The 25,823-nt window shown below is 70.8% G+C and carries 21 protein-coding genes; 16 read left to right on the top strand and 5 right to left on the bottom strand.

The annotated features are described in order from the left end of the window. The first annotated feature begins 209 nt into the window (after nucleotides 1-209). The 13 genes from J7F03_RS24060 (at nucleotide 210) to pgi (ending at nucleotide 16,134) form a co-directional block, all read left to right on the top strand. Nucleotides 210-869, top strand: a complete 660-nt coding sequence (locus tag J7F03_RS24060; RefSeq protein ID WP_214952781.1) for a papain-like cysteine protease family protein — start codon at nucleotides 210-212, stop codon at nucleotides 867-869. A 4-nt stretch (nucleotides 870-873) separates the two neighbouring features. After that, nucleotides 874-1,668: a hypothetical protein gene (locus J7F03_RS24055; protein ID WP_214952779.1), complete on the top strand. Its 795-nt coding sequence runs from the start codon at nucleotides 874-876 to the stop codon at nucleotides 1,666-1,668. Between the two features lie 208 nt (nucleotides 1,669-1,876). Continuing rightward, complete coding sequence (gene uvrC / locus J7F03_RS24050; RefSeq protein ID WP_214952777.1) at nucleotides 1,877-3,895, top strand: excinuclease ABC subunit UvrC; 2,019 nt, start codon at nucleotides 1,877-1,879, stop codon at nucleotides 3,893-3,895. Next, nucleotides 3,892-4,887 carry an RNase adapter RapZ gene (rapZ, locus tag J7F03_RS24045; protein ID WP_251072386.1) on the top strand — a complete coding sequence of 332 codons (996 nt, stop codon included), beginning with the start codon at nucleotides 3,892-3,894 and terminating at the stop codon, nucleotides 4,885-4,887. Before uvrC ends, rapZ begins: the two co-directional genes overlap by 4 nt. After that, on the top strand, nucleotides 4,884-5,954 hold the full coding sequence (yvcK, locus tag J7F03_RS24040) for a uridine diphosphate-N-acetylglucosamine-binding protein YvcK (protein WP_214952772.1): 1,071 nt from the start codon (nucleotides 4,884-4,886) through the stop codon (nucleotides 5,952-5,954). Before rapZ ends, yvcK begins: the two co-directional genes overlap by 4 nt. Then, nucleotides 5,945-6,946 (top strand): DNA-binding protein WhiA, encoded by a 1,002-nt coding sequence (gene whiA / locus J7F03_RS24035; protein WP_112449750.1) that lies wholly within the window; start codon nucleotides 5,945-5,947, stop codon nucleotides 6,944-6,946. Before yvcK ends, whiA begins: the two co-directional genes overlap by 10 nt. A gap of 167 nt (nucleotides 6,947-7,113) precedes the next feature. Continuing rightward, entirely contained in the window at nucleotides 7,114-10,074 is a 2,961-nt protein-coding gene (locus tag J7F03_RS24030) for a M14 family metallopeptidase (RefSeq protein ID WP_214952770.1), read from the top strand. Nucleotides 10,075-10,283: 209 nt separating this feature from the next. Further along, nucleotides 10,284-11,288 carry a type I glyceraldehyde-3-phosphate dehydrogenase gene (gap, locus tag J7F03_RS24025; protein WP_214952767.1) on the top strand — a complete coding sequence of 335 codons (1,005 nt, stop codon included), beginning with the start codon at nucleotides 10,284-10,286 and terminating at the stop codon, nucleotides 11,286-11,288. Between the two features lie 138 nt (nucleotides 11,289-11,426). Continuing rightward, entirely contained in the window at nucleotides 11,427-12,638 is a 1,212-nt protein-coding gene (gene pgk, locus J7F03_RS24020; protein ID WP_214952765.1) for a phosphoglycerate kinase, read from the top strand. Between the two features lie 6 nt (nucleotides 12,639-12,644). Further along, nucleotides 12,645-13,433: a triose-phosphate isomerase gene (gene tpiA, locus J7F03_RS24015; RefSeq protein WP_214952763.1), complete on the top strand. Its 789-nt coding sequence runs from the start codon at nucleotides 12,645-12,647 to the stop codon at nucleotides 13,431-13,433. Nucleotides 13,434-13,575: 142 nt separating this feature from the next. After that, a complete protein-coding gene (gene secG / locus J7F03_RS24010; protein WP_214952945.1) occupies nucleotides 13,576-13,806 on the top strand; it encodes a preprotein translocase subunit SecG in 231 nt (76 codons plus the stop codon). Nucleotides 13,807-13,985: 179 nt separating this feature from the next. Then, nucleotides 13,986-14,321, top strand: coding sequence for an RNA polymerase-binding protein RbpA (locus tag J7F03_RS24005; protein WP_007263454.1), 336 nt, complete (start codon nucleotides 13,986-13,988; stop codon nucleotides 14,319-14,321). A 160-nt stretch (nucleotides 14,322-14,481) separates the two neighbouring features. Then, nucleotides 14,482-16,134: a glucose-6-phosphate isomerase gene (pgi, locus tag J7F03_RS24000; protein WP_214952943.1), complete on the top strand. Its 1,653-nt coding sequence runs from the start codon at nucleotides 14,482-14,484 to the stop codon at nucleotides 16,132-16,134. Between the two features lie 73 nt (nucleotides 16,135-16,207). Here the strand turns inward: pgi and pgl are convergent, their stop codons facing one another. The 5 genes from pgl to tkt all read right to left on the bottom strand — a co-directional run bounded on the left by pgl (nucleotide 16,208) and on the right by tkt (nucleotide 22,976). Then, nucleotides 16,208-16,990 carry a 6-phosphogluconolactonase gene (gene pgl / locus J7F03_RS23995; RefSeq protein ID WP_214952761.1) on the bottom strand — a complete coding sequence of 261 codons (783 nt, stop codon included), beginning with the start codon at nucleotides 16,988-16,990 and terminating at the stop codon, nucleotides 16,208-16,210. 163 nt (nucleotides 16,991-17,153) lie between these two features. Continuing rightward, nucleotides 17,154-18,203, bottom strand: coding sequence for a glucose-6-phosphate dehydrogenase assembly protein OpcA (gene opcA / locus J7F03_RS23990; protein WP_214952759.1), 1,050 nt, complete (start codon nucleotides 18,201-18,203; stop codon nucleotides 17,154-17,156). Beyond that, entirely contained in the window at nucleotides 18,200-19,732 is a 1,533-nt protein-coding gene (zwf, locus tag J7F03_RS23985; RefSeq protein WP_214952941.1) for a glucose-6-phosphate dehydrogenase, read from the bottom strand. The genes opcA and zwf overlap by 4 nt, the downstream gene beginning before the upstream one ends. Nucleotides 19,733-19,734: 2 nt before the next feature. After that, on the bottom strand, nucleotides 19,735-20,853 hold the full coding sequence (gene tal / locus J7F03_RS23980; protein ID WP_214952756.1) for a transaldolase: 1,119 nt from the start codon (nucleotides 20,851-20,853) through the stop codon (nucleotides 19,735-19,737). Between the two features lie 35 nt (nucleotides 20,854-20,888). Further along, nucleotides 20,889-22,976 (bottom strand): transketolase, encoded by a 2,088-nt coding sequence (tkt, locus tag J7F03_RS23975; RefSeq protein ID WP_214952754.1) that lies wholly within the window; start codon nucleotides 22,974-22,976, stop codon nucleotides 20,889-20,891. 269 nt (nucleotides 22,977-23,245) lie between these two features. Here tkt and J7F03_RS23970 point away from each other — a divergent pair, with 269 nt between their 5' ends. The 3 genes from J7F03_RS23970 to J7F03_RS23960 all read left to right on the top strand — a co-directional run bounded on the left by J7F03_RS23970 (nucleotide 23,246) and on the right by J7F03_RS23960 (nucleotide 25,822). Continuing rightward, a complete protein-coding gene (locus J7F03_RS23970) occupies nucleotides 23,246-24,193 on the top strand; it encodes a heme o synthase (RefSeq protein ID WP_214952938.1) in 948 nt (315 codons plus the stop codon). A gap of 24 nt (nucleotides 24,194-24,217) precedes the next feature. Next, entirely contained in the window at nucleotides 24,218-24,568 is a 351-nt protein-coding gene (locus J7F03_RS23965) for a hypothetical protein (protein WP_214952752.1), read from the top strand. 153 nt (nucleotides 24,569-24,721) lie between these two features. Then, on the top strand, nucleotides 24,722-25,822 hold the full coding sequence (locus J7F03_RS23960; RefSeq protein ID WP_214952750.1) for an amidohydrolase: 1,101 nt from the start codon (nucleotides 24,722-24,724) through the stop codon (nucleotides 25,820-25,822). Nucleotide 25,823: the final 1 nt, after the last annotated feature.

Below are 25,823 nucleotides of genomic sequence, written 5' to 3'. Positions count from 1 at the left end.
GTGGTGCGGGCGGCCGCGCGGACGAGGTCCGAGGCCCGGGTGGGTCCAGGTGGACCGATGGCGGACGTTCACACTTCAGCCCCACCGTTCACACCGCGATGTCACGCCGTATTGAAGCCTGTTGACCTGTTCCCGACAACACCCTGATGCTCCTCCTCAGCGTCCGGACGCGCTCCTCCACCCCCACTCCCCACCTCGGGAGGAACGCGATGCGCAATCCCCACCGGCGGCTCCACCTCGCCGCCTTCGTCACCGCCCTGCTCCTCGCCCTGCCCACCGGTACCGCCACCGCCGCCGATGCCGGTCCGGGCTCCGCCACCGCCATGACCGCCGTCACCGATGTGACCGAGACCGCCGGGAACACCGGGGCCGCCGAGAACGCGGCCCTGGCGTACAAGCGGCTCGGCATCACCATGCAGGCACAGCAGAAGACCAACTGGTGCTGGGCCGCGGCCGGCAACACCATCGCCACCTGGTTCGGCCGCGGCTACAGCCAGAACCAGTTCTGCAACGCCGCCTTCAACCGCCAGCAGGGCTACGACTGCCCCAACAACCAGGCCACCCTCGGCAACGTGCAGACCGCCCTGCGCTGGGCCGGCATCAACTCCGGCTCCTACGTCAACGGCTGGCTCCAGTACTCCACCGTGCAGAGCGAGATCAACGCCGACCGCCCGGTCGAGACCCGCATCCAGTGGTCCAACGGCGGTGGCCACATGCACGTCGTCTACGGCTACGACACCGCGAACAGCTGGGTGTACTGGGGCGACCCGTGGCCTTCCAGCGACCGCTACAACTGGGCCTCGCACGCCTGGTACGTGGACAACGGCACCTTCTCCTGGACCCACTCGCTCTACCGGATCGGGGCGTGACCTCATGAATCCTCGCCTCGCCACGGCGCTCGTCGCCGGGGCCGCGCTGCTCGCCCTGGCCCCCACCCAGGCGACCGCCGCCCCCGTCCCGCAGCCCCAGAGCGACACCGCCGAGAACCGGGCCGCCGCCGCACTGGCGGCCGCGGCCCCCGACACGCTCGCCACCCTGTCCCGCTTCTTCGCCCGCGAGGGCAAGGTCTCGCCGACCTCCGCGCAGCCCCGTATCGACGGCGAGGCGATAGCCGTCAGCTACCTCTCGCCGGACTTCGTCGCCGGGAAGGCGGGCGCACCCGTGGCCCGGCTGGAGTTCCTCGCCAGCAAGGCCGTCTCCTCGGACGGTCAGCAGGCCGCCCTGTGGACCGCCAAGACGGAAGCGGGCTGGCAGGTGGTGAACATCGCCACCGGCGACGACGAGTTCCGCTACGCCCGGCTCGGCGCGGCGAAACTTCCCGGCGGCACGGTGTTCCGGGAGCCCCAGATCGACGCGTGGTACGTGGCCGGCGGCGAGCGGGTGCTGCCGCTGGACCCGGACGCGGTGGGAGCCGTGGGCGAGCGGGGTACCAGCCTCGCCGCCTACCGGGCCCGGGTCGTGAAGGCTTACGGGGACAAGCTCCCCGGGTCCGCCTACGCCAAGTCCGGGAAGGCCGGTGGCTTCGCCCCCACGGAAGCCACGGCCGGGTCCGGAGCAACGGAGGGACTGCCGGTCGCCGCCGGAGCCGTGGCTCTGGCTCTGGCGCTGGGCGCGGCCGGCCTGCCGGCCGTGCTGCGCTCCCGACGGCAGCGGGTGGTGCGGGCGTAGCCACCCGAGGGGACCCGGCCGCCGGCCAGGCGGCCGGGCCCCGCGGGGTCGTCTTCCCCCGCCTGCCCCGGGCCCCGCGGGGTCGTCTTCCCCCGCCTGCCCCGGGCCCCGCGGGGCCGCCCGCTGCCTGCCCCCGGGCCCCCTCGGACCCCCCGCCGCGGGAGGGGGAACGGCTCGGTTGTCGGCGGGCGACAGTAGGGTGGCTGGCATGGCCGACCCTTCCAGCTACCGTCCCGAGCCAGGACAGATCCCCGACTCCCCGGGGGTCTACAGATTCCGCGACGAGCACCGCCGGGTGATCTACGTCGGGAAGGCCAAAAGCCTGCGCCAGCGGCTGGCCAGTTACTTCCAGGACATCGCCGGACTGCACCCGCGTACCGCCACCATGGTGACCACGGCGGCCTCCGTCGAGTGGACCGTGGTCTCCACCGAGGTCGAGGCGCTGCAGCTCGAGTACTCATGGATCAAGGAGTACGACCCCCGGTTCAACGTCAAGTACCGGGACGACAAGAGCTACCCCTCCCTCGCCGTCACCATGAACGAGGACTATCCGAGGGTCCAGGTCATGCGCGGCCCCAAGAAGAAGGGCGTGCGCTACTTCGGCCCCTACGGGCACGCCTGGGCCATCCGCGAGACCGTCGACCTGATGCTCCGGGTCTTCCCCGTCCGCACCTGCTCCGCCGGGGTGTTCAAGCGCTCCGCCCAGATCGGCCGCCCCTGCCTGCTCGGCTACATCGGCAAGTGCTCCGCGCCCTGCGTCGGCCGGGTCACCCCCGAGGAGCACCGGGAACTGGCCGAGGACTTCTGCGACTTCATGGCCGGCCGCACCGGCAGCTACCTCTCCCGCCTCGAACGCGAGATGCGCGAGGCCGCCGAGGAGATGGAGTACGAGAAGGCCGCCCGGCTCCGCGACGACATAGGGGCCCTGCGCCGGGCGATGGAGAAGAACGCGGTCGTGCTCGCCGACGCCACCGACGCCGACCTGATCGCGGTCGCCGAGGACGAGCTCGAAGCCGCCGTACAGATCTTCCACGTACGCGGCGGCCGGGTCCGCGGCCAGCGCGGCTGGGTCACCGACAAGGTCGAGGCCGTCGACACGGCCGGGCTCGTCGAGCACGCCCTGCAGCAGCTGTACGGGGAGGAGAAGGGCGAGGCCGTCCCCAAGGAGGTGCTGGTCCCGGCGCTCCCCGACGACGCCGACGCCCTCGCCCTGTGGCTCGCCGAGCGGCGCGGCTCCCTCGTCAGCCTGCGCATCCCGCAGCGCGGGGACAAGAAGGCGCTGATGGAGACCGTCCACCGCAACGCCCAGCAGTCCCTCGCCCTGCACAAGACCAAGCGCGCCGCCGACCTCACCACCCGCTCGCGGGCCCTGGAGGAGATCGCCGAGGCGCTGGAGCTGGACGGCGCGCCGCTGCGCATCGAGTGCTTCGACATCTCGCACCTGCAGGGCGACGACGTCGTGGCCTCGATGGTCGTCTTCGAGGACGGCCTGGCCCGCAAGGGCGAGTACCGGCGCTTCCAGATCAAGAGCTTCGAGGGGCAGGACGACGTCCGCTCCATGCACGAGGTCGTCTCCCGCCGCTTCCGCCGCTACCTCCAGGAGAAGCTGAAGACGGGGGAGTGGTCCCCCGAGGACGCCGACGGCGAGCAGCCGGGGGCGGCCGAGGACGACGGGCGGCCCAAGCGCTTCGCGTATCCGCCGCAGCTCGTCGTGGTCGACGGCGGGCAGCCGCAGGTGGCCGCCGCCAAGCGGGCCCTGGAGGAGCTCGGGATCGACGACGTCGCCGTGTGCGGCCTGGCCAAGCGGCTGGAGGAGGTCTGGCTGCCGGGGGAGGACGACCCGGTGGTGCTGCCCCGCACCAGCGAGGGGCTGTACCTGCTCCAGCGCGTGCGCGACGAGGCACACCGCTTCGCCATCCAGTACCAGCGCAACAAGCGCGGCAAGCGCCTGAAGTCCGGACCGCTCGACGAGGTGGCCGGGCTCGGCGAGAGCCGCAAGCTGGCCCTGCTCAAGCACTTCGGTTCGGTGAAGAAGCTCCGGCAGGCGACAATCGACCAGATCTGCGAGGTCCCGGGCATAGGCCGCAAGACGGCCGAGACCGTGGCCGCGGCCCTCGCCCAGGCGGTTCCCGCCGGTCCCGCCGTCAACATGGCGACCGGGGAGATCATTGAGGATGAGATCCCCGCGCCCGCGGGGGCGGCATCCGAACGGGGGACCGAGCAATGACCGAGCGCGAATCCCAGCACGACCGCGGATCAGAGCATGATTCCGGGCACGAATCCGAATCCGAGTACGACCGAGACGGAGCACAGGTGAGTACGGGCACGACAGTGGAGCCCGGAGATACCGCCGAGGCGGCCATCCCCGAGCTGGTGATCATCTCCGGAATGTCCGGGGCCGGCCGCAGTACGGCGGCCAAGTGCCTGGAGGACCTCGGCTGGTTCGTCGTCGACAACCTCCCGCCCGCGCTGATCACCACCATGGTGGAACTCGGCGCCCGCTCGCAGGGCAACGTGGCGCGCATCGCCGTCGTCGTCGACGTCCGCGGCCGGCAGTTCTTCGACGCCCTGCGCGAGTCCCTCGCCGACCTGGAGACCCGCGGGGTCACCCGGCGGATCGTCTTCCTGGAGTCCTCGGACGACGCGCTCGTACGCCGCTTCGAGTCGGTCCGCCGCCCGCACCCGCTGCAGGGCGACGGCCGCATCGTCGACGGCATCGCCGCCGAGCGCGACCTGCTGCGCGAGCTGCGCGGCGACGCCGACCTGGTCATCGACACCTCCAGTCTGAACGTGCACGAACTGCGCGCCAAGATGGACGCCCAGTTCGCGGGCGACGAGGAGCCCGAGCTGCGGGCCACCGTCATGTCCTTCGGCTACAAGTACGGCCTGCCGGTCGACGCCGACCTCGTCGTCGACTGCCGCTTCATCCCCAACCCGCACTGGGTCCCCGAGCTGCGCCCCTTCACCGGGCTCAACGAGGAGGTGTCGGGCTACGTCTTCAGCCAGCCCGGTGCCAAGGAGTTCCTCGACCGCTACACCGAGCTGCTCCAGCTCATCGCCACCGGCTACCGCCGCGAGGGCAAGCGGTACGTGACGATCGCGGTCGGCTGCACCGGCGGCAAGCACCGCAGTGTCGCCATGTCCGAGAAGCTCGCCGCCCGCCTCGCCTCCGAGGGAGTCGAGACCGTCGTAGTCCACAGGGACATGGGGCGCGAGTGACCGGACGCACCCTGCGGCTCCGTCGCCTGCGCCGGCTCACCTCCGGCAAGGACGAGGCCGGCGGCGGCCGCGCGGGGCTGCGCCGCGGCGAGGCTCCCAAGGTCGTCGCGCCCAAGGTCGTGGCGCTCGGCGGCGGCAGGGGCCTCTCGGCCTCGCTGACCGCCCTGCGGCGCATCACCGGCGACCTCACCGCCGTCGTCACCGTCGCCGACGACGGCGGCTCCAGCGGGCGCCTGCGCGAGGAACTGGGCGTGCTGCCGCCCGGCGACCTGCGCAAGGCGCTGGCGGCGCTGTGCGGGGACGACGACTGGGGCCAGACCTGGGCACGGGTCATCCAGCACCGCTTCCAGTCCAAGGGCGACCTGCACGAGCACGCCGTCGGCAATCTGCTGATCGTCGCCCTGTGGGAGCAGCTCGGCGATCCCGTCCAGGCCCTGGACCTCGTCGGCAAGCTGCTCGGCGCCCACGGCCGGGTACTGCCGATGTCGGCGGTCCCCCTGGAGCTCCAGGCCCTGGTCAAGGGCCACGACCCGGCCCGCCCCGAGGACGTGGACACCGTACGGGGGCAGGCCACGGTGGCGCTGACCCCGGGCGAGGTGCTCTCCGTACAGGTGGTGCCGGCCGATCCGCCGGCGGTGCCCGAGGCGGTCGCCGCGGTCCTCGACGCGGACTGGGTGGTGCTCGGTCCGGGGTCCTGGTTCTCCTCGGTGATCCCGCACCTGCTGGTGCCGGAACTGCTCGACGCGCTGGTCGAGACGAAGGCCCGGCGGGTCCTCTCGCTGAACCTCGCTCCGCAACCCGGTGAAACAGAGGGCTTCTCTCCGCAGCGTCATTTGGAGGTTTTGGCCCGACACGCCCCTAAACTCGCCCTGGACGTGGTGCTGGCCGATCAGGCCGCCGTGCCCGACCGCGAGTCCCTCGCCGATGCCGCAAAACGGTTCGGCGCCGCGGTCGAGCTGGCGCCGGTTGCCAGGCAAGACGGCTCTCCGAAGCATGATCCGGAGCTGCTCGCCGCCGCGTACGACCGTATTTTTCGGATGCATGGAAGGATCGGCCCATGGCGATGACGCCCGCGGTGAAGGATGAGATCGCCCGCCTGCCCGTCACCCGCACCTGCTGCAGGAAGGCGGAGGTCTCGGCGATCCTTCGGTTCGCGGGCGGGTTGCACCTGGTGAGCGGCCGGATCGTCATCGAGGCGGAACTGGACGCGGGGATCGCGGCCCGCCGCCTGCGCAAGGACATCCTCGAGATCTTCGGCCACTCCTCGGACCTGGTGATCATGGCTCCGGGCGGCCTGCGCCGGGGCAACCGGTACGTGGTCCGCGTGGTCGCCGGCGGCGACCAGCTGGCACGCCAGACCGGACTCGTGGACGGCCGCGGCCGCCCGATCCGGGGTCTTCCCCCGCAGGTGGTCTCCGGGGCCACCTGCGACGCCGAGGCGGCCTGGCGCGGGGCCTTCCTGGCCCACGGCTCGCTCACCGAGCCGGGACGCTCCTCCTCCCTGGAGGTCACCTGCCCCGGTCCGGAGGCCGCGCTGGCCCTCGTCGGGGCGGCCCGCCGGCTCTCCATCGCCGCCAAGGCCCGCGAGGTCCGCGGTGTGGACCGGGTCGTCGTACGGGACGGGGACGCCATCGGCGCCCTGCTGACCCGGCTCGGCGCCCACGACTCCGTGCTGGCCTGGGAGGAGCGGCGGATGCGGCGCGAGGTGCGCGCCACCGCCAACCGCCTCGCGAACTTCGACGACGCCAACCTGCGCCGCTCGGCGCGGGCCGCGGTGGCCGCCGGAGCCCGGGTGCAGCGCGCCCTGGAGATCCTCGCCGAGGAGGTACCCGAGCACCTCGCGGCGGCCGGCCGGCTGCGCATGGAGCACAAGCAGGCCTCCCTGGAGGAGCTGGGCGCGCTCGCCGACCCGCCGCTGACCAAGGACGCGGTCGCGGGCCGGATCCGCCGGCTGCTGGCGATGGCGGACAAGCGGGCGCAGGACCTGGGGATCCCGGGCACCGAGTCGAACCTGGACCTCAGCGACAGCGAGGAGCTGGCCGACAACATGGCCGGCTGAGGCCGCCCGGCGCCGGGTGGCGCCAGACGGCGGAAGCTGTGACTCCGGAAGGGGCCCGTGCGATCACTCGTGCGGGCCTCTTTCCGTAGGCCCCATTGACATGAGCATGGGCTGGTCGTGAGCCTGTCGTCCGAAGCTTTCGTGGCAGACGACGCCCAGGGGGGCACATGAGGCACCGCGCGAGATCGATCCTCGCCGCAAGCGCACTCGTCTTCGGCACCACACTGGCCGCACTACCCGCAGCGGCCCACGCCCAGGCCGAGGCGGCCGGAAAGTCCGCCGCCGACGAGGTGCGGGTCTACGACGCCGACATCACCAAGGAACAGGTCCCGCTCGTCCTGGCCGCCGGCCAGGACGCGCACGAGCTCTCCGAACGAGCCCCGGACACCGGGACCGCCAAGGTCGAGCTCTTCCTCACCGGGGGGCAGGCCAAGGAGCTGGCGGCCCAGGGGATCAAACTCGCCGAGCGCAAGATCGCCGCCAAGGCCGCGGCGCGCGCCCAGGAGGCCGGAGACGGGGTGTTCCGCCCCTACAGCGGCAAGGGCGGGCTCCAGGAGGAGATCCTGCGCACGGCCCAGGAGAACCCGGGCCTCACCAAGGTCGTCTCCATCGGCAAGACCGTCCAGGGCAAGGACATCCTCGCCCTGAAGGTCACCAAGAACGCCAAGAAGAGCAAGGACGGCGACAAGCCCTCCGTGCTGTACATGTCGAACCAGCACGCCCGTGAGTGGATCACCCCCGAGATGACGCGGCGGCTGATGCACCACACCCTCGACAGCTACGGCAAGGACTCGCGGATCACCAAGCTGGTGGACTCCACCGAGCTGTGGTTCCTGCTCTCCGCCAACCCCGACGGCTACGACTACACCTTCGCCCCCGACGGCCAGCGGCTGTGGCGCAAGAACATGCGCGACAACAACGCCGACGGCAAGATCACCGCCGGCGACGGCGTCGACCTCAACCGCAACTTCGCCTACAAGTGGGGCTACGACAACGAGGGCTCCTCGCCGAACCAGTCGAGCGAGACCTACCGCGGCGCCAAGGCCTCCTCGGAGCCGGAGACCGTCGCCCTCGACAAGTTCCAAAAGCGCCTCGGCTTCGCGTACGCCGTCAACTACCACTCGGCCGCCGAGCTGATCCTCTACGGCGTGGGCTGGCAGGTGGCCACCCCGACCCCCGACGACATCGCCTACAAGGCGCTCGCCGGCACCCCGGAGAACCCGGCCGTGCCCGGCTACTACCCTCAGGTCTCCTCGGAGCTCTACACCACCAACGGCGAGGCGGACAGCCAGGCCGCCAACGCCAACGGCGTCATGATGTTCACGCCGGAGATGACCACCTGCCAGACGGCCTCCGCGATCGACCCGGACGACCGGTGGAAGCCCGAGGACTGCGCCTCCGGCTTCAACTTCCCGGACGACGAGAAGCTCATCCAGGCGGAGTTCGCCAAGAACATCCCCTTCGCGCTCTCCGTGGCCGAGAGTGCCGAGCACCCGGACCAGCCGAAGTCCTCCCTGGGCCTGACCGCCCCGGACTTCACCCTCGACCCCTTCACCACCTCCTACGTCGCCCGCGGCGAGGACCAGACGGTCGCCGTCACGGCCCGCAAGGGGCTGAAGGACAAGGAGCTGCATTTCAGGATCAACAGCGGCCGCGAGCACGACGAGGACCTCAAGGCCTGGAGGGGCGGCGACGTCTACGGCGGCGACGACAACAACTGGTTCGACGAGTACCGGGCCGAGGTGGACGGCGCGAAGCCCGGCGACAAGGTCGAGGTCTGGTTCACCGGCCGCGACCGCTCCGGCAAGCAGGTCTCCAGCGAGCACTTCACGTACACGGTGGCCGAGCGGCCGCGCGCCGACGTACTGGTGATCGCGGAGGAGGGCGCACCCGCCCAGCACGCGCCGGAGTACGTCGACGCCCTGCGGGCCAACGGCAAGAGCGCGGCGGTCTGGGACGTGGCGGTCCAGGGCGCCCCCCACCACCTCGGCGTGCTCTCGCACTTCCGCACGGCCGTCCACTACACGGGGGCCAAGTCCCCGGGCGGCGACACCCAGCTCGCGGTGCGCGACTACCTGAACGAGGGCGGCAAGCTGATAGAGGCCGGTGAGCTGGCCGGCGGCAACGCCCAGGTGGGCCGCGCCGTGACCAACGACTTCAGCCAGTACTTCCTCGGCGCCTACGGCCGCGCGGGCGTCACCGGCCCCACCGGCTTCACCGGCGCGGGCTCCCTCACCGGGGCCAAGGGCGGCCTCGGCGACGCCACGGGCAACCCCCTCGACCGCCCCGGCTCCTACACGGTCACCTCCGACACCCTGCCCGCGGCGCAGTTCCCGCAGTTCAAGAGCGCGCAGTCGGGCCAGTACGCCGGAGTCGTGAACCCGTACGCCCCCTACGCCGGCAGCTGGATGGCCTCGGCCACCCACGAGGACGACGACTGGAAGCGCCTCACCCGCACCATCGACCTCACCGGGGTCAGCGCGGCCGACAAGCCGCAGCTCAAGATGGCGCTCAACTGGAACACCGAGGAGGGCTACGACCACGCGGTCCTGGAGTCGCACACCGTCGGCGGCGACGACTGGACCACGCTGCCCGAGGCGGGCGGCCTGACCGGCACGACCGTTCCGGAGGAGTGCGGGGCCGGATTCTTCATCAACGGCCACCCGTTCCTGCGCCGCTACCTCACCCTCGACGCCGGTGGCTGCACCCCGCAGGGCACCAGCGGCTCCTGGAACTCCTTCACCGCCTCCTCCGGCGGCTGGAAGCAGGTCTCCTTCGACCTGAGCGCCTACGCCGGCAAGAGCGTCGAGGTCTCTCTCTCCTACATCACCGACCCGGGCTCGGGCGGCCGCGGCGTCTTCGCGGACGAGGCGCGCCTGTCCACCGGCGGCACCGACCAGGCGGCCGAGGGATTCGAGACCTCGCTCGGCGTCTGGACCGCTCAGGGCGCACCTGCCGGAAGTCCCGATGTTCCGGGCGATTGGTCCCGGTCGGGCGAGCTGTTCAAGTCCTACGCGTCCGTGACTACGCGTGACACCGTGCTCCTGGGCTTCGGCCTGGAACACGTGCCTGCCGCGGCGGACCGTGCCGTACTCGTCGGTAAGGCGCTGCGCTCGCTGAACCGCTGATCAGAGCCCCCGCATTCGCTCACCGTGAGTGACAGGGCAAAAGGTCCCCGAGGTCCCGTACTCGTCTTGGAGTGCGGGGCTTCGGGGCGTGTCCGAGGATGGGTCGATGTCACTCGGAAGCTCACGGAGAGGTAGGGTCGTAAGCGGTCGGGGACATCCCATACAGCTCGCCGGCGGACAGGCCGGCGCACCAACGAGGAGATCGGTTCGTGACGATCCGCGTAGGCATCAATGGTTTTGGCCGAATTGGCCGCAACTACTTCCGTGCGCTCCTGGAGCAGGGAGCGGACATCGAGATCGTCGGTGTCAACGACCTGACTGACAACGCCACCCTGGTGCACCTTCTCAAGTACGACACGATCCTGGGCCGCCTCAAGGCCGAGGTCAGCCACACCGACGACACCATCACCGTCGGCGGCAACACCTTCAAGACCTTCGCCGAGCGCGACCCCGCGAACCTCCCCTGGGGCGAGCTGCGCGCCGACATCGTCATCGAGTCGACCGGCATCTTCACCAAGAAGGCCGACGCCGCCAAGCACATCGCGGCCGGCGCGAAGAAGGTCCTCATCTCGGCTCCGGCCAAGGACGAGGACATCACGATCGTGATGGGCGTCAACCAGGACAAGTACGACGCGGCCAACCACCACGTCATCTCCAACGCCTCCTGCACCACCAACTGCGTGGCGCCGATGGCCAAGGTCCTCCTGGAGAACTTCGGCATCGTCAAGGGCATGATGACGACGGTCCACGCCTACACGAACGACCAGCGCATCCTGGACTTCCCGCACTCGGACCTGCGCCGCGCCCGCGCCGCCGCCGAGAACATCATCCCGACCACCACGGGTGCCGCCAAGGCCACCGCGCTGGTCATCCCGGAGCTGGCCGGCAAGCTCGACGGCATCGCGATGCGCGTCCCGGTTCCCACCGGTTCCGTGACCGACCTGGTCATCGAGCTCGAGCGCGAGGTCACCAAGGACGAGGTCAACGCCGCGTTCCAGAAGGCCTCCGAGGGCCAGCTCAAGGGCATCCTGGACTACACCGAGGACGCGATCGTCTCCTCCGACATCGTGAACTGGCCGTTCTCCTGCACCTTCGACTCCTCCCTGACCATGGTCCAGGGCAAGAACGTCAAGGTCATCGGCTGGTACGACAACGAGTGGGGCTACTCCAACCGCCTCGTCGACCTGACCGTGTTCGTCGGCGGTCAGCTCTAAGCATCAAGGCAGGCACCACAATGTGAGCACCGGGGCTCGTTCAGCGCGACGAAGCGCTGTACGGGCCCTGTTGCTTGCCTTGTACCTCTCACCCCGCACGGATACAGGATCCGGCCGGGGAAAAGGAGCAGTAGAACCATGAAGACGATCGACGAACTTCTCGCCGAGGGCGTATCCGGTAAGCGGGTTTTCGTCCGCGCCGACCTCAACGTGCCGCTCGCGAACGGTGAAATCACCGACGACGGCCGCATCCGCGCCGTCCAGCCGACCATCGCGAAGCTCGCCGAGGCCGGCGCCCGCGTGATCGTGGCCTCGCACCTGGGCCGCCCCAAGGGCGCCCCGGACCCGGCCTTCTCGCTCGCCCCCGCCGCGGCCCGCCTCGGCGAGCTCCTCGGCGCGGACGTCGCGTTCGCCACCGACACCGTCGGCGACTCCGCCAAGGAGACCGTCGCCGCCCTCGCCGACGGCCGGGTCGCCGTCATCGAGAACCTGCGCTTCAACGCCGGTGAGACCTCGAAGGACGACGCCGAGCGCGGCGCCTTCGCGGACCAGCTCGCCGAGCTCGCCGACGTCTACGTCGGCGACGGCTTCGGCGCTGTCCACCGCAAGCACGCCTCGGTCTTCGACCTCCCCGCGCGCCTGCCGCACGCGGCCGGCTACCTCATCGCCACCGAGGTCGGCGTCCTGAAGAAGCTGACCGCCGAGGTCAAGAGCCCGTACGTCGTCGTCCTCGGCGGCGCCAAGGTCTCCGACAAGCTCGCCGTCATCGACGAGCTGCTCGGCAAGGCCGACCGCCTGCTCATCGGCGGCGGCATGGCGTACACCTTCCTGCACGCCAAGGGCTACGAGGTCGGCATCTCCCTGCTCCAGAAGGACCAGGTGGACGTCGTCAAGGAGTACATGGCGCGCGCCGAGGCCAACGGCGTCGAGCTGGTCCTGCCCGTGGACATCCTCGCCTCGAAGGACTTCCCGGACCTGAAGACCAAGGCGCCGGCGCAGTTCATCACGGTGGACGCGGACAAGATCCCCGCGGACCACGAGGGCCTGGACATCGGTCCCAAGACCCGCGAGCTGTACGCCTCGAAGATCGCCGACGCCGAGACCGTCTTCTGGAACGGCCCCGTGGGCGTCTTCGAGCACCCCGACTACGCCGGCGGCACCCGCGCGATCGCGCAGGCCCTCGTCGACAGCAGCGCGTTCACCGTCGTCGGCGGTGGCGACTCGGCCGCGGCCGTGCGCACGCTCGGCTTCGACGAGAACGCTTTCGGCCACATTTCGACCGGTGGCGGCGCCTCCCTCGAGTACCTCGAGGGCAAGACGCTCCCCGGCCTCGCCGCACTGGAGGTCTGACCCCTGATGACTGAGAACACCGCCGGCCGCACCCCGCTGATGGCGGGCAACTGGAAGATGAACCTCAACCACCTCGAGGCCATCGCCCACGTCCAGAAGCTCGCCTTCGCCCTGGCCGACAAGGACTACGACGCCGTCGAGGTCGCGGTCCTGCCGCCCTTCGTCGACCTGCGCTCGGTCCAGACCCTGGTCGACGGCGACAAGCTGAAGATCAAGTACGGCGCCCAGGACATCTCGGCGCACGACTCCGGCGCCTACACCGGCGAGATCTCCGGCCCGATGCTGTCGAAGCTGAAGTGCACGTTCGTGGCGGTCGGCCACAGCGAGCGCCGCCAGTACCACGGCGAGAGCGACGAGATCTGCAACGCCAAGGTCAAGGCCGCCTACAAGCACGGGATCACGCCGATCCTGTGCGTCGGCGAGGGCCTGGACATCCGCAAGGCCGGCCGGCAGGTCCCGTACACGCTGAACCAGCTCGACGGCGGCCTCAAGGACATTCCGGCCGAGCAGGTCGAGTCCATCGTGATCGCGTACGAGCCCGTCTGGGCGATCGGTACCGGCGAGGTCGCCACCCCCGAGGACGCCCAGGAGGTCTGCGGTGCCATCCGCGCCCGCCTCGCGGAGCTGTACTCGCAGGAGCTGGCCGACAAGGTCCGCATCCAGTACGGCGGCTCGGTCAAGTCCGGCAACATCGCCGCGATCATGGCCCAGCCCGACGTCGACGGCGCCCTGATCGGCGGCGCGGCGCTGGACACGGACGAGTTCGTGAAGATCGTCCGCTTCCGCGACCAGTGAGCCTCATCGTGAGTATGCGGTAGGGCGGATCCGTCGTACCCTTGCGGGGGCCGGCAGGCTGGACCATCAGCTGCCGGCCCCCGTGCTCGTTTCGCAATGCGGGATAGCCCAGAAAGCCAGAAAGTAGGAATCAGCCGTGATTATGGGGTTCTCGATCGCCCTGGTCGTCTTCAGCGCCCTGCTGATGCTGCTCGTGCTGATGCACAAGGGCAAGGGCGGCGGCCTTTCCGACATGTTCGGCGGCGGTATGCAGTCGTCGGTCGGCGGCTCCTCGGTCGCGGAGCGCAACCTCGACCGCATCACCGTGGTGATCGGTCTGCTGTGGTTCGCGTGCATCGTCGCGCTCGGTCTGCTCATGAAGTCCAGCAACTGAAGCGTTCTGGCCATTCCGGCAGTCCGGTCGGCTCTCCCCGGCCTATCATGAGGTCCGGCGTTCACGTCTGGAATGGGTAACTCCGTTCACTGGACGCGCGTTGGGCCTTACGTAGACTTGGGCGCCCGCGACGGAATCCACTCACGTTTCGCGGCACCATCACGCAGGGAGTTACGACCGTGGCAAGTGGCAACGCGATTCGTGGCAGTCGGGTCGGAGCGGGGCCGATGGGTGAGGCCGAGCGCGGCGAGTCCGCGCCCCGCCTGCGCATCTCCTTCTGGTGCTCGAACGGGCACGAGACGCAGCCGAGCTTCGCCAGCGACGCACAGGTGCCGGATACATGGGACTGCCCGCGCTGCGGGTTCCCGGCCGGCCAGGACCGGGACAACCCGCCGGCGCCGCCGCGCACCGAACCGTACAAGACGCACCTGGCGTACGTACGCGAGCGGCGCACCGACGCCGACGGCGAGGCGATCCTCGCCGAGGCGCTCGCCAAGCTGCGCGGTGAGATCTGACGCGTCCCGGATAAAGAACCGACGCGACTTCGGGCCCGGCCCGCAGGAGGCTTCTTCTCCTGCGGGCCGGGCTGCTTTGTGTCGGTTGCGCCGCTTCCTATCCCTTAGGTTGGGGAACGGCGGGGCACGACAGGACGGAAGAAGTGGGTTGATGTCCGAGATGAACGCAGACAGCCGCACGAAGCTCAACCGGACCCCCGAGTGGCAGGCACTCGGCAAGCACCGGGACGAGCTGGGACAGACGCATCTGCGGGAGCTGTTCGCGGCTGATCCCGGCCGGGGCGCCGGCTACACCCTGCGGGTCGGGGACCTGCACATCGATTACTCGAAGCACCTCGTGACCGACGAGACGCTGACACTGCTGCGGGCACTGGCGGCCGCGACCGGCGTGGCCGAGCTGCGCGAGGCCATGTTCCGCGGCGAGAAGATCAACACGACCGAGGACCGGGCGGTCCTGCACACCGCGCTGCGCGCCCCGAAGGACGCCGTCGTCGAGGTGGACGGCGAGAACGTCGTGCCCGGCGTCCACGCCGTCCTCGACAAGATGGCGGCCTTCGCCGACCGGGTCCGGTCGGGGGAGTGGACCGGGTACACCGGCAAGCGCATCAAGAACGTCGTCAACATCGGCATCGGCGGATCCGACCTCGGTCCGGCGATGGCGTACGAGGCGCTGCGCGCCTTCACCGACCGCGCCCTGACCCTGCGTTTCGTGTCCAACGTGGACGGGGCCGACCTGCACGAGGCCGTGCGGGACCTGGACCCGGAGCAGACGCTCTTCATCGTCGCCTCGAAGACCTTCACGACGATCGAGACCATCACCAACGCCACCTCGGCGCGGGAATGGCTGCTCGCGGGTCTCGGCGGGGAGAAGGCGGCCGTGGCACGGCACTTCGTGGCGCTGTCGACCAACGCCGAGAAGGTCACCGACTTCGGCATCGACCCGGCGAACATGTTCGAGTTCTGGGACTGGGTCGGCGGGCGCTACTCCTTCGACTCCGCGATCGGCCTCTCGCTGATGGTCGCGATCGGCCCGGCGGCCTTCCGGGAGATGCTGGACGGCTTCGCGGCCATGGACCACCACTTCCGCACGGCGCCGCCGCAGGAGAACGCGCCGCTGCTGCTGGGCCTGTTGGGGATCTGGTACGGGGCGTTCTTCGACGCCCAGTCGCACGCGGTGCTGCCCTACAGCCACTACCTGTCCCGGTTCACCGCGTACTTGCAGCAGCTGGACATGGAGTCCAACGGCAAGTCCGTCGACCGCGACGGCAACCCGGTGGAATGGCAGACCGGTCCGGTGGTGTGGGGCACGCCCGGCACCAACGGCCAGCACGCGTACTACCAGTTGATCCACCAGGGCACGCGGGTGATCCCCGCGGACTTCATCGGCTTCGCGCGGCCGGTGGGCGAACTCCCGCCGGCGCTGGCGGCCCAGCACGACCTGCTGATGGCCAACTTCTTCGCGCAGACGCAGGCGCTGGCCTTCGGCAAGACGGCGGACGAGGTCCGGGCCGAGGGCGCCCGGGAGCCGCTGGTCCCGCACAAGACCTTCGCCGGGAACCACCCGACGACGACGATCCTGGCGCCCGAGCTCACGCCGTCGGTGCTGGGCCAGCTGATCGCGCTGTACGAGCACAAGGTGTTCGTCCAGGGCGCGGTGTGGAACATCGACTCCTTCGACCAGTGGGGCGTCGAGCTCGGCAAGGTCCTGGCCAAGCGCATCGAGCCCGCGCTCGCCGAGGGCGAAGAGGTGCCCGGCATGGACGAGTCGACGCGCGCGCTGGTGGCGACGTACCGCTCGCTGCGGGGCCGCTGACCGCCGGCCCCACCCGTACGCGACAGGGCCCGCCCTCCGGTTTCGGAGGGCGGGCCCTGTCGCGTACGGACCGTCAGGCCGAGGCCGGGGGGTACATGGCCGGGGGGAGCTTCGCGGCCGCCGCGCGGTCGAGCAGCCACAGGGTGCGGGAGCGGCCGTACGCGGCCGCGGCCGGAGCCTGTACCTCGCCCGCCCCGCCCAGCGCGATCGCCACCGCGCCGGCCTTGTCCTCGCCCGCCGCCAGGAGCCAGACCTCGCGGGCCGCCCGGATCGCCGGGAGGGTGAGCGAGATCCGGGTCGGCGGCGGCTTCGGCGCGCCGTGTACGCCGACCACCGTGCGCTCGCGCTCGCGGGCCGCCGGGTGCTCCGGGAACAGCGAGGCCACGTGCGTGTCCGGGCCGACGCCCAGCATCAGGACGTCGAAGCGGGGGACCGGGCCGTGATCCTCGGGTCCGGACGCCTTGCGCAGCTCCGCCGCGTACGAGGCGGCCGCCGCGTCCACGTCGGCCCCGTACGGGCCGTCGGAGGCGGGCATGGCGTGTACCCGCGCGGGGTCCACCGGGACGGCGTCCAGCAGGGCCTCGCGGGCCTGTACGTGGTTGCGCTCGGGGTCGTCGGCGGGCACGTACCGCTCGTCACCCCACCACAGGTCGATCCGGGACCAGTCGATGGCGTCCCGGGCCGGGGCCGCGGCCAGCGCGGCGAGCAGGCCGTTGCCGTTGCGGCCGCCGGTGAGGACCACCGACGCGGTGCCGCGGGCCGCCTGCGCGTCCACGATCTTCGTGATCAGCCGGGCGGCCGCGGCCTGGGCCATCAGCTCCTTGTCCCGGTGGACGACGACCTGGGGAGTCGTCATACCCATGTGCTGCCGCCTTGTCGGTAGTTCGGTGTTCGGGGTGCGGGTGCGGACACCGCCGCGCGGAGCCGTTCCCCACCCCGCCCCTTCCCGCTGTGCCGAATCGCGGCTTCGCCGCGGGCGGGCTGAGGGCGGGCGGAGAGGGCTCCGCGCGGCGGGTCCGCTACTTCGCCGCGGCCTTCTTGGCCGGCTTCGCCGGAGCGAGCTTCACCGGGGCGGCCGGGGCCTCGGCCGCCGCCTCGGCCTTGGCCGGAGCCGGCTTCGGGGCCTCCGCCTTGGCCGCCGCGGGCGCCTGCAGGCGCGCCACGCCGAACTTCAGCGAGGACTCGTAGGTGTTGTCCGGGTCCAGCCGGCGCAGCTCCTCCGCGAGCAGCTCCGCCGTGTCGCGCCGCTTGAGCGCCACCGCGCGGTCGGGCTGTCCCGGCATGCACAGCGTGGCCAGCGACCCGTCCGCCCGGTCCAGGACGATCTCGCCGTCCTTGGTCTCCAGGCGGACCGCGGTGAGCCCGGGGCCCGTCGACGAGGTGCGCTTGACGGGCACCTCGAGCCGGTCCGCGAGCCACATGGCCAGCAGTTCGCAGCTCGGGTTGTCGTCCTCGCCCTCGACGTTCGCCGAGGTCACCGAGTGGGTCTGCTGGTCGAGCGCGGCCGCCAGCATGGAGCGCCACGGGGTGATCCGGGTCCAGGACAGGTCCGTGTCACCGGGGGCGTACGCCGCGGCGCGGGTGCCGAGCGCCCCGATGGGTTCCTCGGCGGAGTAGGTGTCCGTGATCCGGCGCTGGCCGAGCGACCCCAGGGGGTCGCCCGCCAGGTCCTGCGGAGCACCCTCGGGCCACCAGACGACGACGGGCGCGTCCGGGAGGAGCAGGGGGAGAACCACCGACTGGGCATGGTTGACCAGTTCGCCGTGCAGGCGCAGGACAACCGTTTCGCCAGTGCCGGAGTCCGTCCCGACGCGGACTTCCGCGTCGAGACGGGCGCCCTGGCGGCTGCGCGGCGAGCGGCTGACCCGCTTGATGACGACGACGATCCGCGAAGGGTGCTCGTGGGACGCGTCGTTCGCCGACTTGAGCGCGTCGTACGCGTTCTCCTCGTCGGTCACGATCACCAGCGTGAGGACCATGCCGATGGCAGGCGTGCCGATGTCCCGGCGCGCCTGCACCAACGCGGCGTTGATCTTGCTGGAGTTGGTCTCCGTGAGGTCGATCTTCATGGCCGGCGCCAGCTCCGTCCGTCTCGTGCGAGCATCTCGTCCGCCTCGACCGGCCCCCAGGTGCCCGACGGGTACTGCGCGGGCTTGCCGTGCGCGTCCCAGTACTTCTCGATCGGGTCGAGGATGTTCCAGGACAGCTCGACCTCCTGGTGGCGCGGGAAGAGGTTCGCGTCACCCAGCAGAACGTCGAGGATCAGCCGCTCGTACGCCTCGGGGCTCGACTCCGTGAAGGACTCGCCGTAGGCGAAGTCCATCGTGACGTCCCGGACCTCCATGGAGGTGCCCGGAACCTTGGAGCCGAAGCGCACCGTCACGCCCTCGTCCGGCTGGACCCGGATGACCAGGGCGTTCTGCCCCAGCTCCTCGGTCGCGCCCGACTCGAACGGCAGGTACGGGGCCCGCTTGAAGACGACCGCGATCTCGGTCACCCGGCGGCCCAGGCGCTTGCCGGTCCGCAGGTAGAACGGGACGCCCGCCCAGCGGCGGTTGTTGATCTCCAGGCGGATGGCCGCGTAGGTGTCGGTCTTCGACTTGGGGTCGATGCCGTCCTCTTCGAGGTACCCGACGACCTTCTCGCCGCCCTGCCAGGCCGCCGAGTACTGGCCGCGCACGGTGTGCTTGCCCAGGTCCTCGGGCAGCTCCACGGCGGTCAGCACCTTGAGCTTCTCGGCCACCAGCGCCTTGGGGTGGAAGGAGCCGGGCTCCTCCATCGCCGTGAGCGCCAGCAGCTGCAGCAGGTGGTTCTGGATGACGTCGCGGGCCGCGCCGATGCCGTCGTAGTAGCCGGCCCGGCCGCCGATGCCGATGTCCTCGGCCATGGTGATCTGCACGTGGTCGACGTACGACCGGTTCCAGATCGGCTCGAACATCGTGTTGGCGAAGCGGAGCGCCAGGATGTTCTGGACGGTCTCCTTGCCCAGGTAGTGGTCGATCCGGAAGACCTCGTTGGGCGGGAAGACGTCGTGCACGAGCTGGTTGAGCTCCTGCGCACTGGTCAGGTCGTGCCCGAACGGCTTCTCGATGACCGCGCGCCGCCAGGAGCCCTCCTTCTGGTCCGCCAGCCCGTGCTTCTTGAGCTGGGCGACGACCTTGGGGAAGAACTTGGGCGGGACGGACAGGTAGAAGGCGAAGTTGCCACCGGTGCCCTGCGCCTTGTCGAGCTCCTCGATCGTCGACTTCAGCGTCTCGAACGCCTGGTCGTCGTCGAAGTCGCCCTGGACGAAGCGGCAGCCCTGTACGAGCTGCTGCCAGACCTCTTCGCGGAAGGGGGTGCGCGCGTGTTCCTTGACCGCGTCGTGGACCTCCTGCGCGAAGTCCTCGTCCTGCCACTCGCGGCGGGCGAAGCCGATCAGCGAGAAGCCCGGCGGAAGCAGGCCGCGGTTGGCGAGGTCGTAGACGGCAGGCATCAGTTTCTTGCGCGACAGGTCACCCGTAACGCCGAAAATGACCAGGCCGGACGGCCCCGCGATGCGCGGGAGCCGCCGGTCCTGTGCGTCACGAAGCGGGTTCGCTCCGTTTACAGACAAAATGTTCAGGCCTCCGTGGGGGCGAGGCGCTCAAGCTCCGCCTCGGTCGACTTCAGCAGGTCGTTCCAGGACGACGCGAACTTCTCGACGCCCTCGTCTTCGAGCAGCTGCACCACATCGTCGTACGAAATGCCCAGCTTCGCGACCGCGTCGAGCTCGGCGCGCGACTGGTCGTAGGTGCCGCGGATGGTGTCGCCGGTGACCTCGCCGTGGTCGGCGGTGGCCTCCATGGTGCCCTCCGGCATGGTGTTGACCGTGCCGGGCGCGACCAGGTCCACCACGTACAGGGTGTCCTTGTACGCGGGGTCCTTGACGCCGGTCGAGGCCCAGAGCGGGCGCTGCTTGTTGGCGTGCGCCTTGTCCAGGGCGGCCCAGCGCTCGGTGCCGAAGACCTCTTCGAAGGCCTCGTAGGCCAGACGGGCGTTGGCGAGCGCCGCCTTGCCCTTCAGGGCCTTGGCCTCGTCGGTGCCGACGACGTCCAGGCGCTTGTCGATCTCGGAGTCCACGCGGGACACGAAGAAGGAGGCGACCGAGTGGATCTTGGAGAGGTCCAGGCCCGCGGCCTTCGCCTTCTCCAGGCCCGCCAGGTACGCGTCCATGACCTCGCGGTAGCGCTCCAGCGAGAAGATCAGCGTGACGTTGACGCTGATGCCCTTGCCGATGACCTCGGTGATCGCCGGCAGGCCGGCCTTGGTCGCCGGGATCTTGATGAGCGTGTTCGGACGGTCCACCAGCCAGGCCAGCTGCTTGGCCTCGGCGATGGTCGCCGGGGTGTTGTGGGCCAGCCGGGGGTCGACCTCGATCGAGACGCGGCCGTCCTGGCCCTCGGTCGAGTCGTAGACCGGGCGCAGGATGTCGGCGGCGTCGCGGACGTCCGCCGTCGTGATCATGCGGATCGCCTCTTCGACGGTGACCTTGCGGGCGGCCAGGTCGGCGAGCTGCTGCCCGTAACCCTCGCCGCCGCTGATCGCCTTCTGGAAGATCGCCGGGTTGGTGGTGACACCGACCACGTGCTGCTGGTCGATGAGCTCGGCCAGGTTGCCGGACGTGATGCGCTTGCGGGACAGGTCGTCCAGCCAGATCGCGACGCCCTCGTCGGAAAGGCGCTTCAGTGCGTCTGTCATGGGGATTGCATCTCCTACTGGTCTTGGTGCGGACGTCAGTGCGCGGCGGCGGTGATCGATTCCCGGGCGGCGGCGGTCACGGCTTCGGCGGTCAGCCCGAACTCGCGGTACAGCACGGCGCCGTCGGCCGAGGCGCCGAAGTGCTCCAGCGAGACGATCCGGCCGGCGTCGCCGACGTAGCGGTGCCAGGTCAGGCCGATGCCGGCCTCGACCGCGACGCGCGCCTTGACCGACGGCGGCAGGACGCTGTCCTTGTACGCCTGGTCCTGCTCCTCGAACCACTCGACGGACGGCATCGAGACGACGCGCGCCGGGACGCCCTCGGCCTGCAGCGCCTCGCGCGCGGCGACGGCGAGCTGGACCTCGGAGCCGGTGCCGATGAGCACGACCTGGGCGGGGCCGCCATCGGCCTCGAACAGCACGTACCCGCCCTTGGCGGCGTCCTCGTTGCGCTCGTACGTCGGCACGCCCTGGCGGGTCAGCGCCAGACCGTGCGGGGCGCCCTTGCCGAACACCTTGGTGTGACGCCTCAGGATCTCGCGCCAGGCGACGGCGGTCTCGTTCGCGTCGGCCGGGCGGACCACGTTCAGGCCGGGGATGGCGCGCAGCGAGGCGACGTGCTCGACCGGCTGGTGGGTCGGGCCGTCCTCGCCGAGGCCGATGGAGTCGTGCGTCCACACGTAGGTGACCGGCACGTGCATCAGCGCGGAGAGGCGCACGGCGTTGCGCATGTAGTCGGAGAACACCAGGAAGGTGCCGCCGTAGATACGGGTGTGGCCGTGCAGGGCGATGCCGTTCATGGCCGCGGCCATGGCGTGCTCGCGGATGCCGAAGTGGATGGTGCGGCCGTACGGGTCGGCCTCCGGCAGCGGGTTGCCCACCGGCAGGAACGAGGAGTGCTTGTCGATGGTGGTGTTGTTGGAGCCGGCCAGGTCGGCCGAGCCGCCCCACAGCTCCGGGATGACCGCGCCGAGCGCCTCGAGGACCTTGCCGGAGGCGGCGCGGGTGGCGACGCCCTTGCCGGCCTCGAAGACGGGGAGCTTGTCCTCCCAGCCCGCGGGCAGCTCGTTGGCGTTGATGCGGTCGAACTCGGCGGCGCGCCGCGGGTTGGCGGTGCGCCAGGCGGAGAACTCCTTCTCCCACGCGGCCTTGGCCTCGCGGCCGCGGTCGAGCGCCTTGCGGGTGTGCGCGATGACCTCGTCGGAGACCTCGAAGGTCTGCTCCGGGTCGAAGCCGAGCACGCGCTTGGTGGCGGCGACCTCGTCGTTGCCGAGGGCCGAGCCGTGCGAGGCCTCGGTGCCCTGGGCGTGCGGGGCCGGCCAGGCGATGATCGAGCGCGCGGCGATGAAGGAGGGGCGCTCCGTCTCGGCCTTGGCGGCCTGGAAGGCGTCGAACAGGGCCTTCGGGTCGAGGTCGCCGTTGGCCTGCGCGGCGACGCGCTGGACGTGCCAGCCGTACGCCTCGTAGCGCTTCAGGGTGTCCTCGGAGACGGACGTCTCCGTGTCGCCCTCGATGGAGATGTGGTTGTCGTCCCACAGGAGCACCAGGTTGCCGAGCTTCTGGTGGCCCGCCAGCGCGGACGCCTCGTGGGAGATGCCCTCCTGGAGGCAGCCGTCGCCCGCGATCGCGTAGATCATGTGGTCGAACGGGGAGGCGCCCTGGGCGGCCTCGGGGTCGAACAGGCCGCGCTCGTAGCGGGCGGCCATGGCCATGCCCACCGCGTTGGCGATGCCCTGGCCCAGCGGACCGGTGGTGGTCTCCACGCCCGCGGTGTGGCCGTACTCCGGGTGGCCGGGGGTCTTCGAACCCCAGGTGCGGAAGGCCTTGAGGTCATCCAGCTCGAGGCCGAAGCCGGCCAGGTAGAGCTGGGTGTAGAGCGTCAGGGACGAGTGCCCCGCGGAGAGCACGAAACGGTCGCGACCGACCCACTCCGGGTCCGCCGGGTCGTGCCGCATCACCTTCTGGAAGAGGGTGTACGCGGCGGGGGCCAGGCTCATCGCCGTACCGGGGTGGCCGTTACCGACCTTCTGGACCGCGTCGGCGGCCAGGATGCGGGCGGTGTCGACAGCACGCTGGTCCAGTTCGGTCCAGTCGAGCTCTGTGGTCGTCGGCTTGGTGCTCACCGTGGGTCAGGGCTCCTCTCCACATGTCTAGTCCCGGTGACGAACGGTGCACCGGCGCGATTCCGAGCCTACCCCCGCGACGGCGTGCAGCTATTCGAGTACCCGCGGTCCGGTTGTGACGTCTGAGCGCCGATCGGACCAACACGAGGCGACCCCCGCGCTGGGCGAGGTAAGGGCTACGTCTAGAGTGGCGTGGTACGCGCAGGCCTCACCTAAACCCTTGTGTATTGCGGGGTTCGTGTCGGGGCTTGCTGGATTCTCTGTCAGGGGTGTGCGTGACGGCCGTCGAATCCCGTCCAGCGGGGGTGCTCGGGACCCCTCCCGTTCACCGGCCGTTCGGGGCCCGGGTCATGGCTTTCGTGGCTTTGACCAAGCCGCGGATCATCGAACTTCTGCTGATCACCACAGTGCCGGTGATGTTCCTCGCCGAGCAGGGTGTGCCGTCGCTGTTGCTGGTTCTCGCGACCTGCTTCGGCGGCTACCTGTCCGCGGGCGGCGCCAACGCGCTGAACATGTACATCGACCGCGACATCGACGCGCTGATGGACCGGACCTCGCAACGCCCCCTGGTGACCGGCATGGTCAGCCCGCGGGAGTGCCTGGTCTTCGGCATCACGCTGGGCGTGCTCTCCACCCTGTTCTTCGGCCTGCTGATCAACTGGCTGTCGGCCGCGCTCTCGCTCGGCGCGCTCCTCTTCTACGTCGTGGTCTACACGATGCTCCTGAAGCGGCGCACCTCCCAGAACATCGTCTGGGGCGGCATCGCGGGCTGCATGCCGGTGCTCATCGGCTGGTCGGCCGTGAAGAACGAGGTCTCCTGGGCCGCGGTCATCCTCTTCCTCGTCATCTTCTTCTGGACGCCGCCGCACTACTGGCCGCTGTCGATGAAGGTGAAGGACGACTACGCGCGCGTCGGCGTGCCGATGCTGCCGGTCGTCGCGGGCAACAAGGCCGTGGCCAAGCAGATCGTCATCTACAGCTGGGTGATGGCGGCGGTCTCGCTGCTGCTGACCCCGCTGGGGTACACCGGCTGGTTCTACACCTCCGTCGCCCTGGTGGCCGGCGGCTGGTGGCTGTGGGAGGCGCACGCGCTCAACGCGCGGGCCAAGTCGGGCCTGACGGGCGCGAAGCTCAAGGAGATGCGGCTGTTCCACTGGTCGATCACCTACGTGTCGCTGCTCTTCGTCGCCGTCGCCGTGGATCCCTTCCTCCGCTGATTACTCACCGGTAGCATGCCTTCCATGGCAGAAACCGAGGAGACCGCCAACACGGCGGACAAGAAGCAGGACCGTAAGGCCGCGCGGCTGGCCAAGCAGATCGGCGCGTTCGCCAAGCAGCACGGCGGCGCCGAGGGCCAGCTCGCGCACATGGGCCAGGCCGGCACCCGGATCGTGCTCGTGGGCACGGACGGCGGCTGGGGCGACCTGGTGGCCCCGACCTACGGCACGGCGCGGCTGGCGGCCGAGAAGGCCGGGCTGACCCTTCACGAGGAGTTCGACGGCGAGTTCGCCGCGCGCGTGAAGACGGGGCCGTACGAGTGGACCCGCATGGCCGGCATGCAGCTCGGCGGGACCGCGAACCCGGCGGCCTGAGCGCGGCCGGAGCGGTTGCGCGGCACGTGCCGGCAGCCGTCCGTCACCCGGTCCGTCACCCTCTCGGTCAACAGCGCGAGCAACACCTCACACCCCGCTCACCCGTTAGGACGTGTGGAAGCCCCTTCCTCACGTCCGCAACGGGATGCCCGGATGATCGAAACGCCGCCCCTGGTGGACCAGTACTGCCAGGGAGTGCTCCGCACGGAGCTGGGCCTCGCCACCTTCGAGGCCCAGCTGATCCAATCGGCCGGCCCGCCCGCCGCCGGCACCACCTTCTTCGACACCCAGACCGGCTTCGCGCTGCGCCGCTGGTGTCCGCCGCTGCTCGGGCTGGAACCGCACTGCGCCCCCGCCCGCTACCTCGCCCGGCGGCGCGAGCTGGGCGCCGCCGAGTCGGCCCGCAGGCTGCTGCGCGGCTCCGGGGTCGCCGCCCGGCTGGTCGACACCGGGGCGGCCGGAGACCTCACCGCGCCCAAGGAACTGGCGCTGGCCGGTAACGGCGAGGCCTTCGAACTGGCGCGGCTGGAGCTGCTGGCCGAACAGGCCGCCGACACCTCCGGATCCGCCGCCGCCTTCCTGGCCAACCTCGCCGAGGCCGTCCACCACGCCGCCGCCGGGGCCGTGGCCTTCACCTGCGGCTCCGGGCCGCGGTACGCGGACGCCGTCGCCGGCGCGCCCGAGCCGCCCGGGCCGGGCGAGGTACACGGGGCGGCCGGGCGGTGGCTGGCCGGTCGGGCCAGGGGCGGGGCAGTACGGGACCCCGTACTGCTGCGACACCTGCTGTGGAGCGCGCTGGCGTCCGGACTGCCGCTCCAGCTGCACACGGGCGGGGACGCGGGGGAGCCGAGGCGGCTGACGGATTTCGTGCGGGCGGCCGCGGGCCCGGGGACGCGGCTGGTCCTGCTCGGCGGATACCCCTACCACCGGCAGGCCGCGCGGCTGGCGGCGCTCTTCCCGCACGTCCACGCCGACCTCGGCGCGGCCCTGGGGCCGACCGGGGCCCGGGCGGCCGAGGTGCTGGCCGAGTCCCTGGAGACCGCGCCATTCGGAAAACTGATGTTCGCGGGCGGCGGACGGCAGCTGCCCGAACTGCACGCGGTCGGCGCCCTGGTCTTCCGGGAGGCGCTGGGCCGGGTCCTCGGCGGATGGGTCGCCGAGGGGTCCTGGTCCTGGAGGGACGCGGAGCGGGTGGCGGCGATGGTCGCGGCGGGCAACGCGCGGCGCGTCTACCGGCTCGACGAGCGGGGCTGAG

Source organism: Streptomyces sp. ISL-43 (assembly GCF_018614195.1).
Lineage (GTDB): Bacteria > Actinomycetota > Actinomycetes > Streptomycetales > Streptomycetaceae > Streptomyces.
This window is presented reverse-complemented; position numbering and strand designations above follow the sequence as displayed.

Coding starts and splice junctions, on each gene's coding strand:
- J7F03_RS24060 (WP_214952781.1), top strand. CDS start 210: ATGCGCAATCCCCACCGGCGGCTCCACCTCGCCGCCTTCGTCACCGCC.
- J7F03_RS24055 (WP_214952779.1), top strand. CDS start 874: ATGAATCCTCGCCTCGCCACGGCGCTCGTCGCCGGGGCCGCGCTGCTC.
- uvrC (WP_214952777.1), top strand. CDS start 1,877: ATGGCCGACCCTTCCAGCTACCGTCCCGAGCCAGGACAGATCCCCGAC.
- rapZ (WP_251072386.1), top strand. CDS start 3,892: ATGACCGAGCGCGAATCCCAGCACGACCGCGGATCAGAGCATGATTCC.
- whiA (WP_112449750.1), top strand. CDS start 5,945: ATGGCGATGACGCCCGCGGTGAAGGATGAGATCGCCCGCCTGCCCGTC.
- J7F03_RS24030 (WP_214952770.1), top strand. CDS start 7,114: ATGAGGCACCGCGCGAGATCGATCCTCGCCGCAAGCGCACTCGTCTTC.
- pgk (WP_214952765.1), top strand. CDS start 11,427: ATGAAGACGATCGACGAACTTCTCGCCGAGGGCGTATCCGGTAAGCGG.
- tpiA (WP_214952763.1), top strand. CDS start 12,645: ATGACTGAGAACACCGCCGGCCGCACCCCGCTGATGGCGGGCAACTGG.
- secG (WP_214952945.1), top strand. CDS start 13,576: ATGGGGTTCTCGATCGCCCTGGTCGTCTTCAGCGCCCTGCTGATGCTG.
- pgi (WP_214952943.1), top strand. CDS start 14,482: ATGAACGCAGACAGCCGCACGAAGCTCAACCGGACCCCCGAGTGGCAG.
- pgl (WP_214952761.1), bottom strand. CDS start 16,990: ATGACGACTCCCCAGGTCGTCGTCCACCGGGACAAGGAGCTGATGGCC.
- opcA (WP_214952759.1), bottom strand. CDS start 18,203: ATGAAGATCGACCTCACGGAGACCAACTCCAGCAAGATCAACGCCGCG.
- tal (WP_214952756.1), bottom strand. CDS start 20,853: ATGACAGACGCACTGAAGCGCCTTTCCGACGAGGGCGTCGCGATCTGG.
- J7F03_RS23965 (WP_214952752.1), top strand. CDS start 24,218: ATGGCAGAAACCGAGGAGACCGCCAACACGGCGGACAAGAAGCAGGAC.
- J7F03_RS23960 (WP_214952750.1), top strand. CDS start 24,722: ATGATCGAAACGCCGCCCCTGGTGGACCAGTACTGCCAGGGAGTGCTC.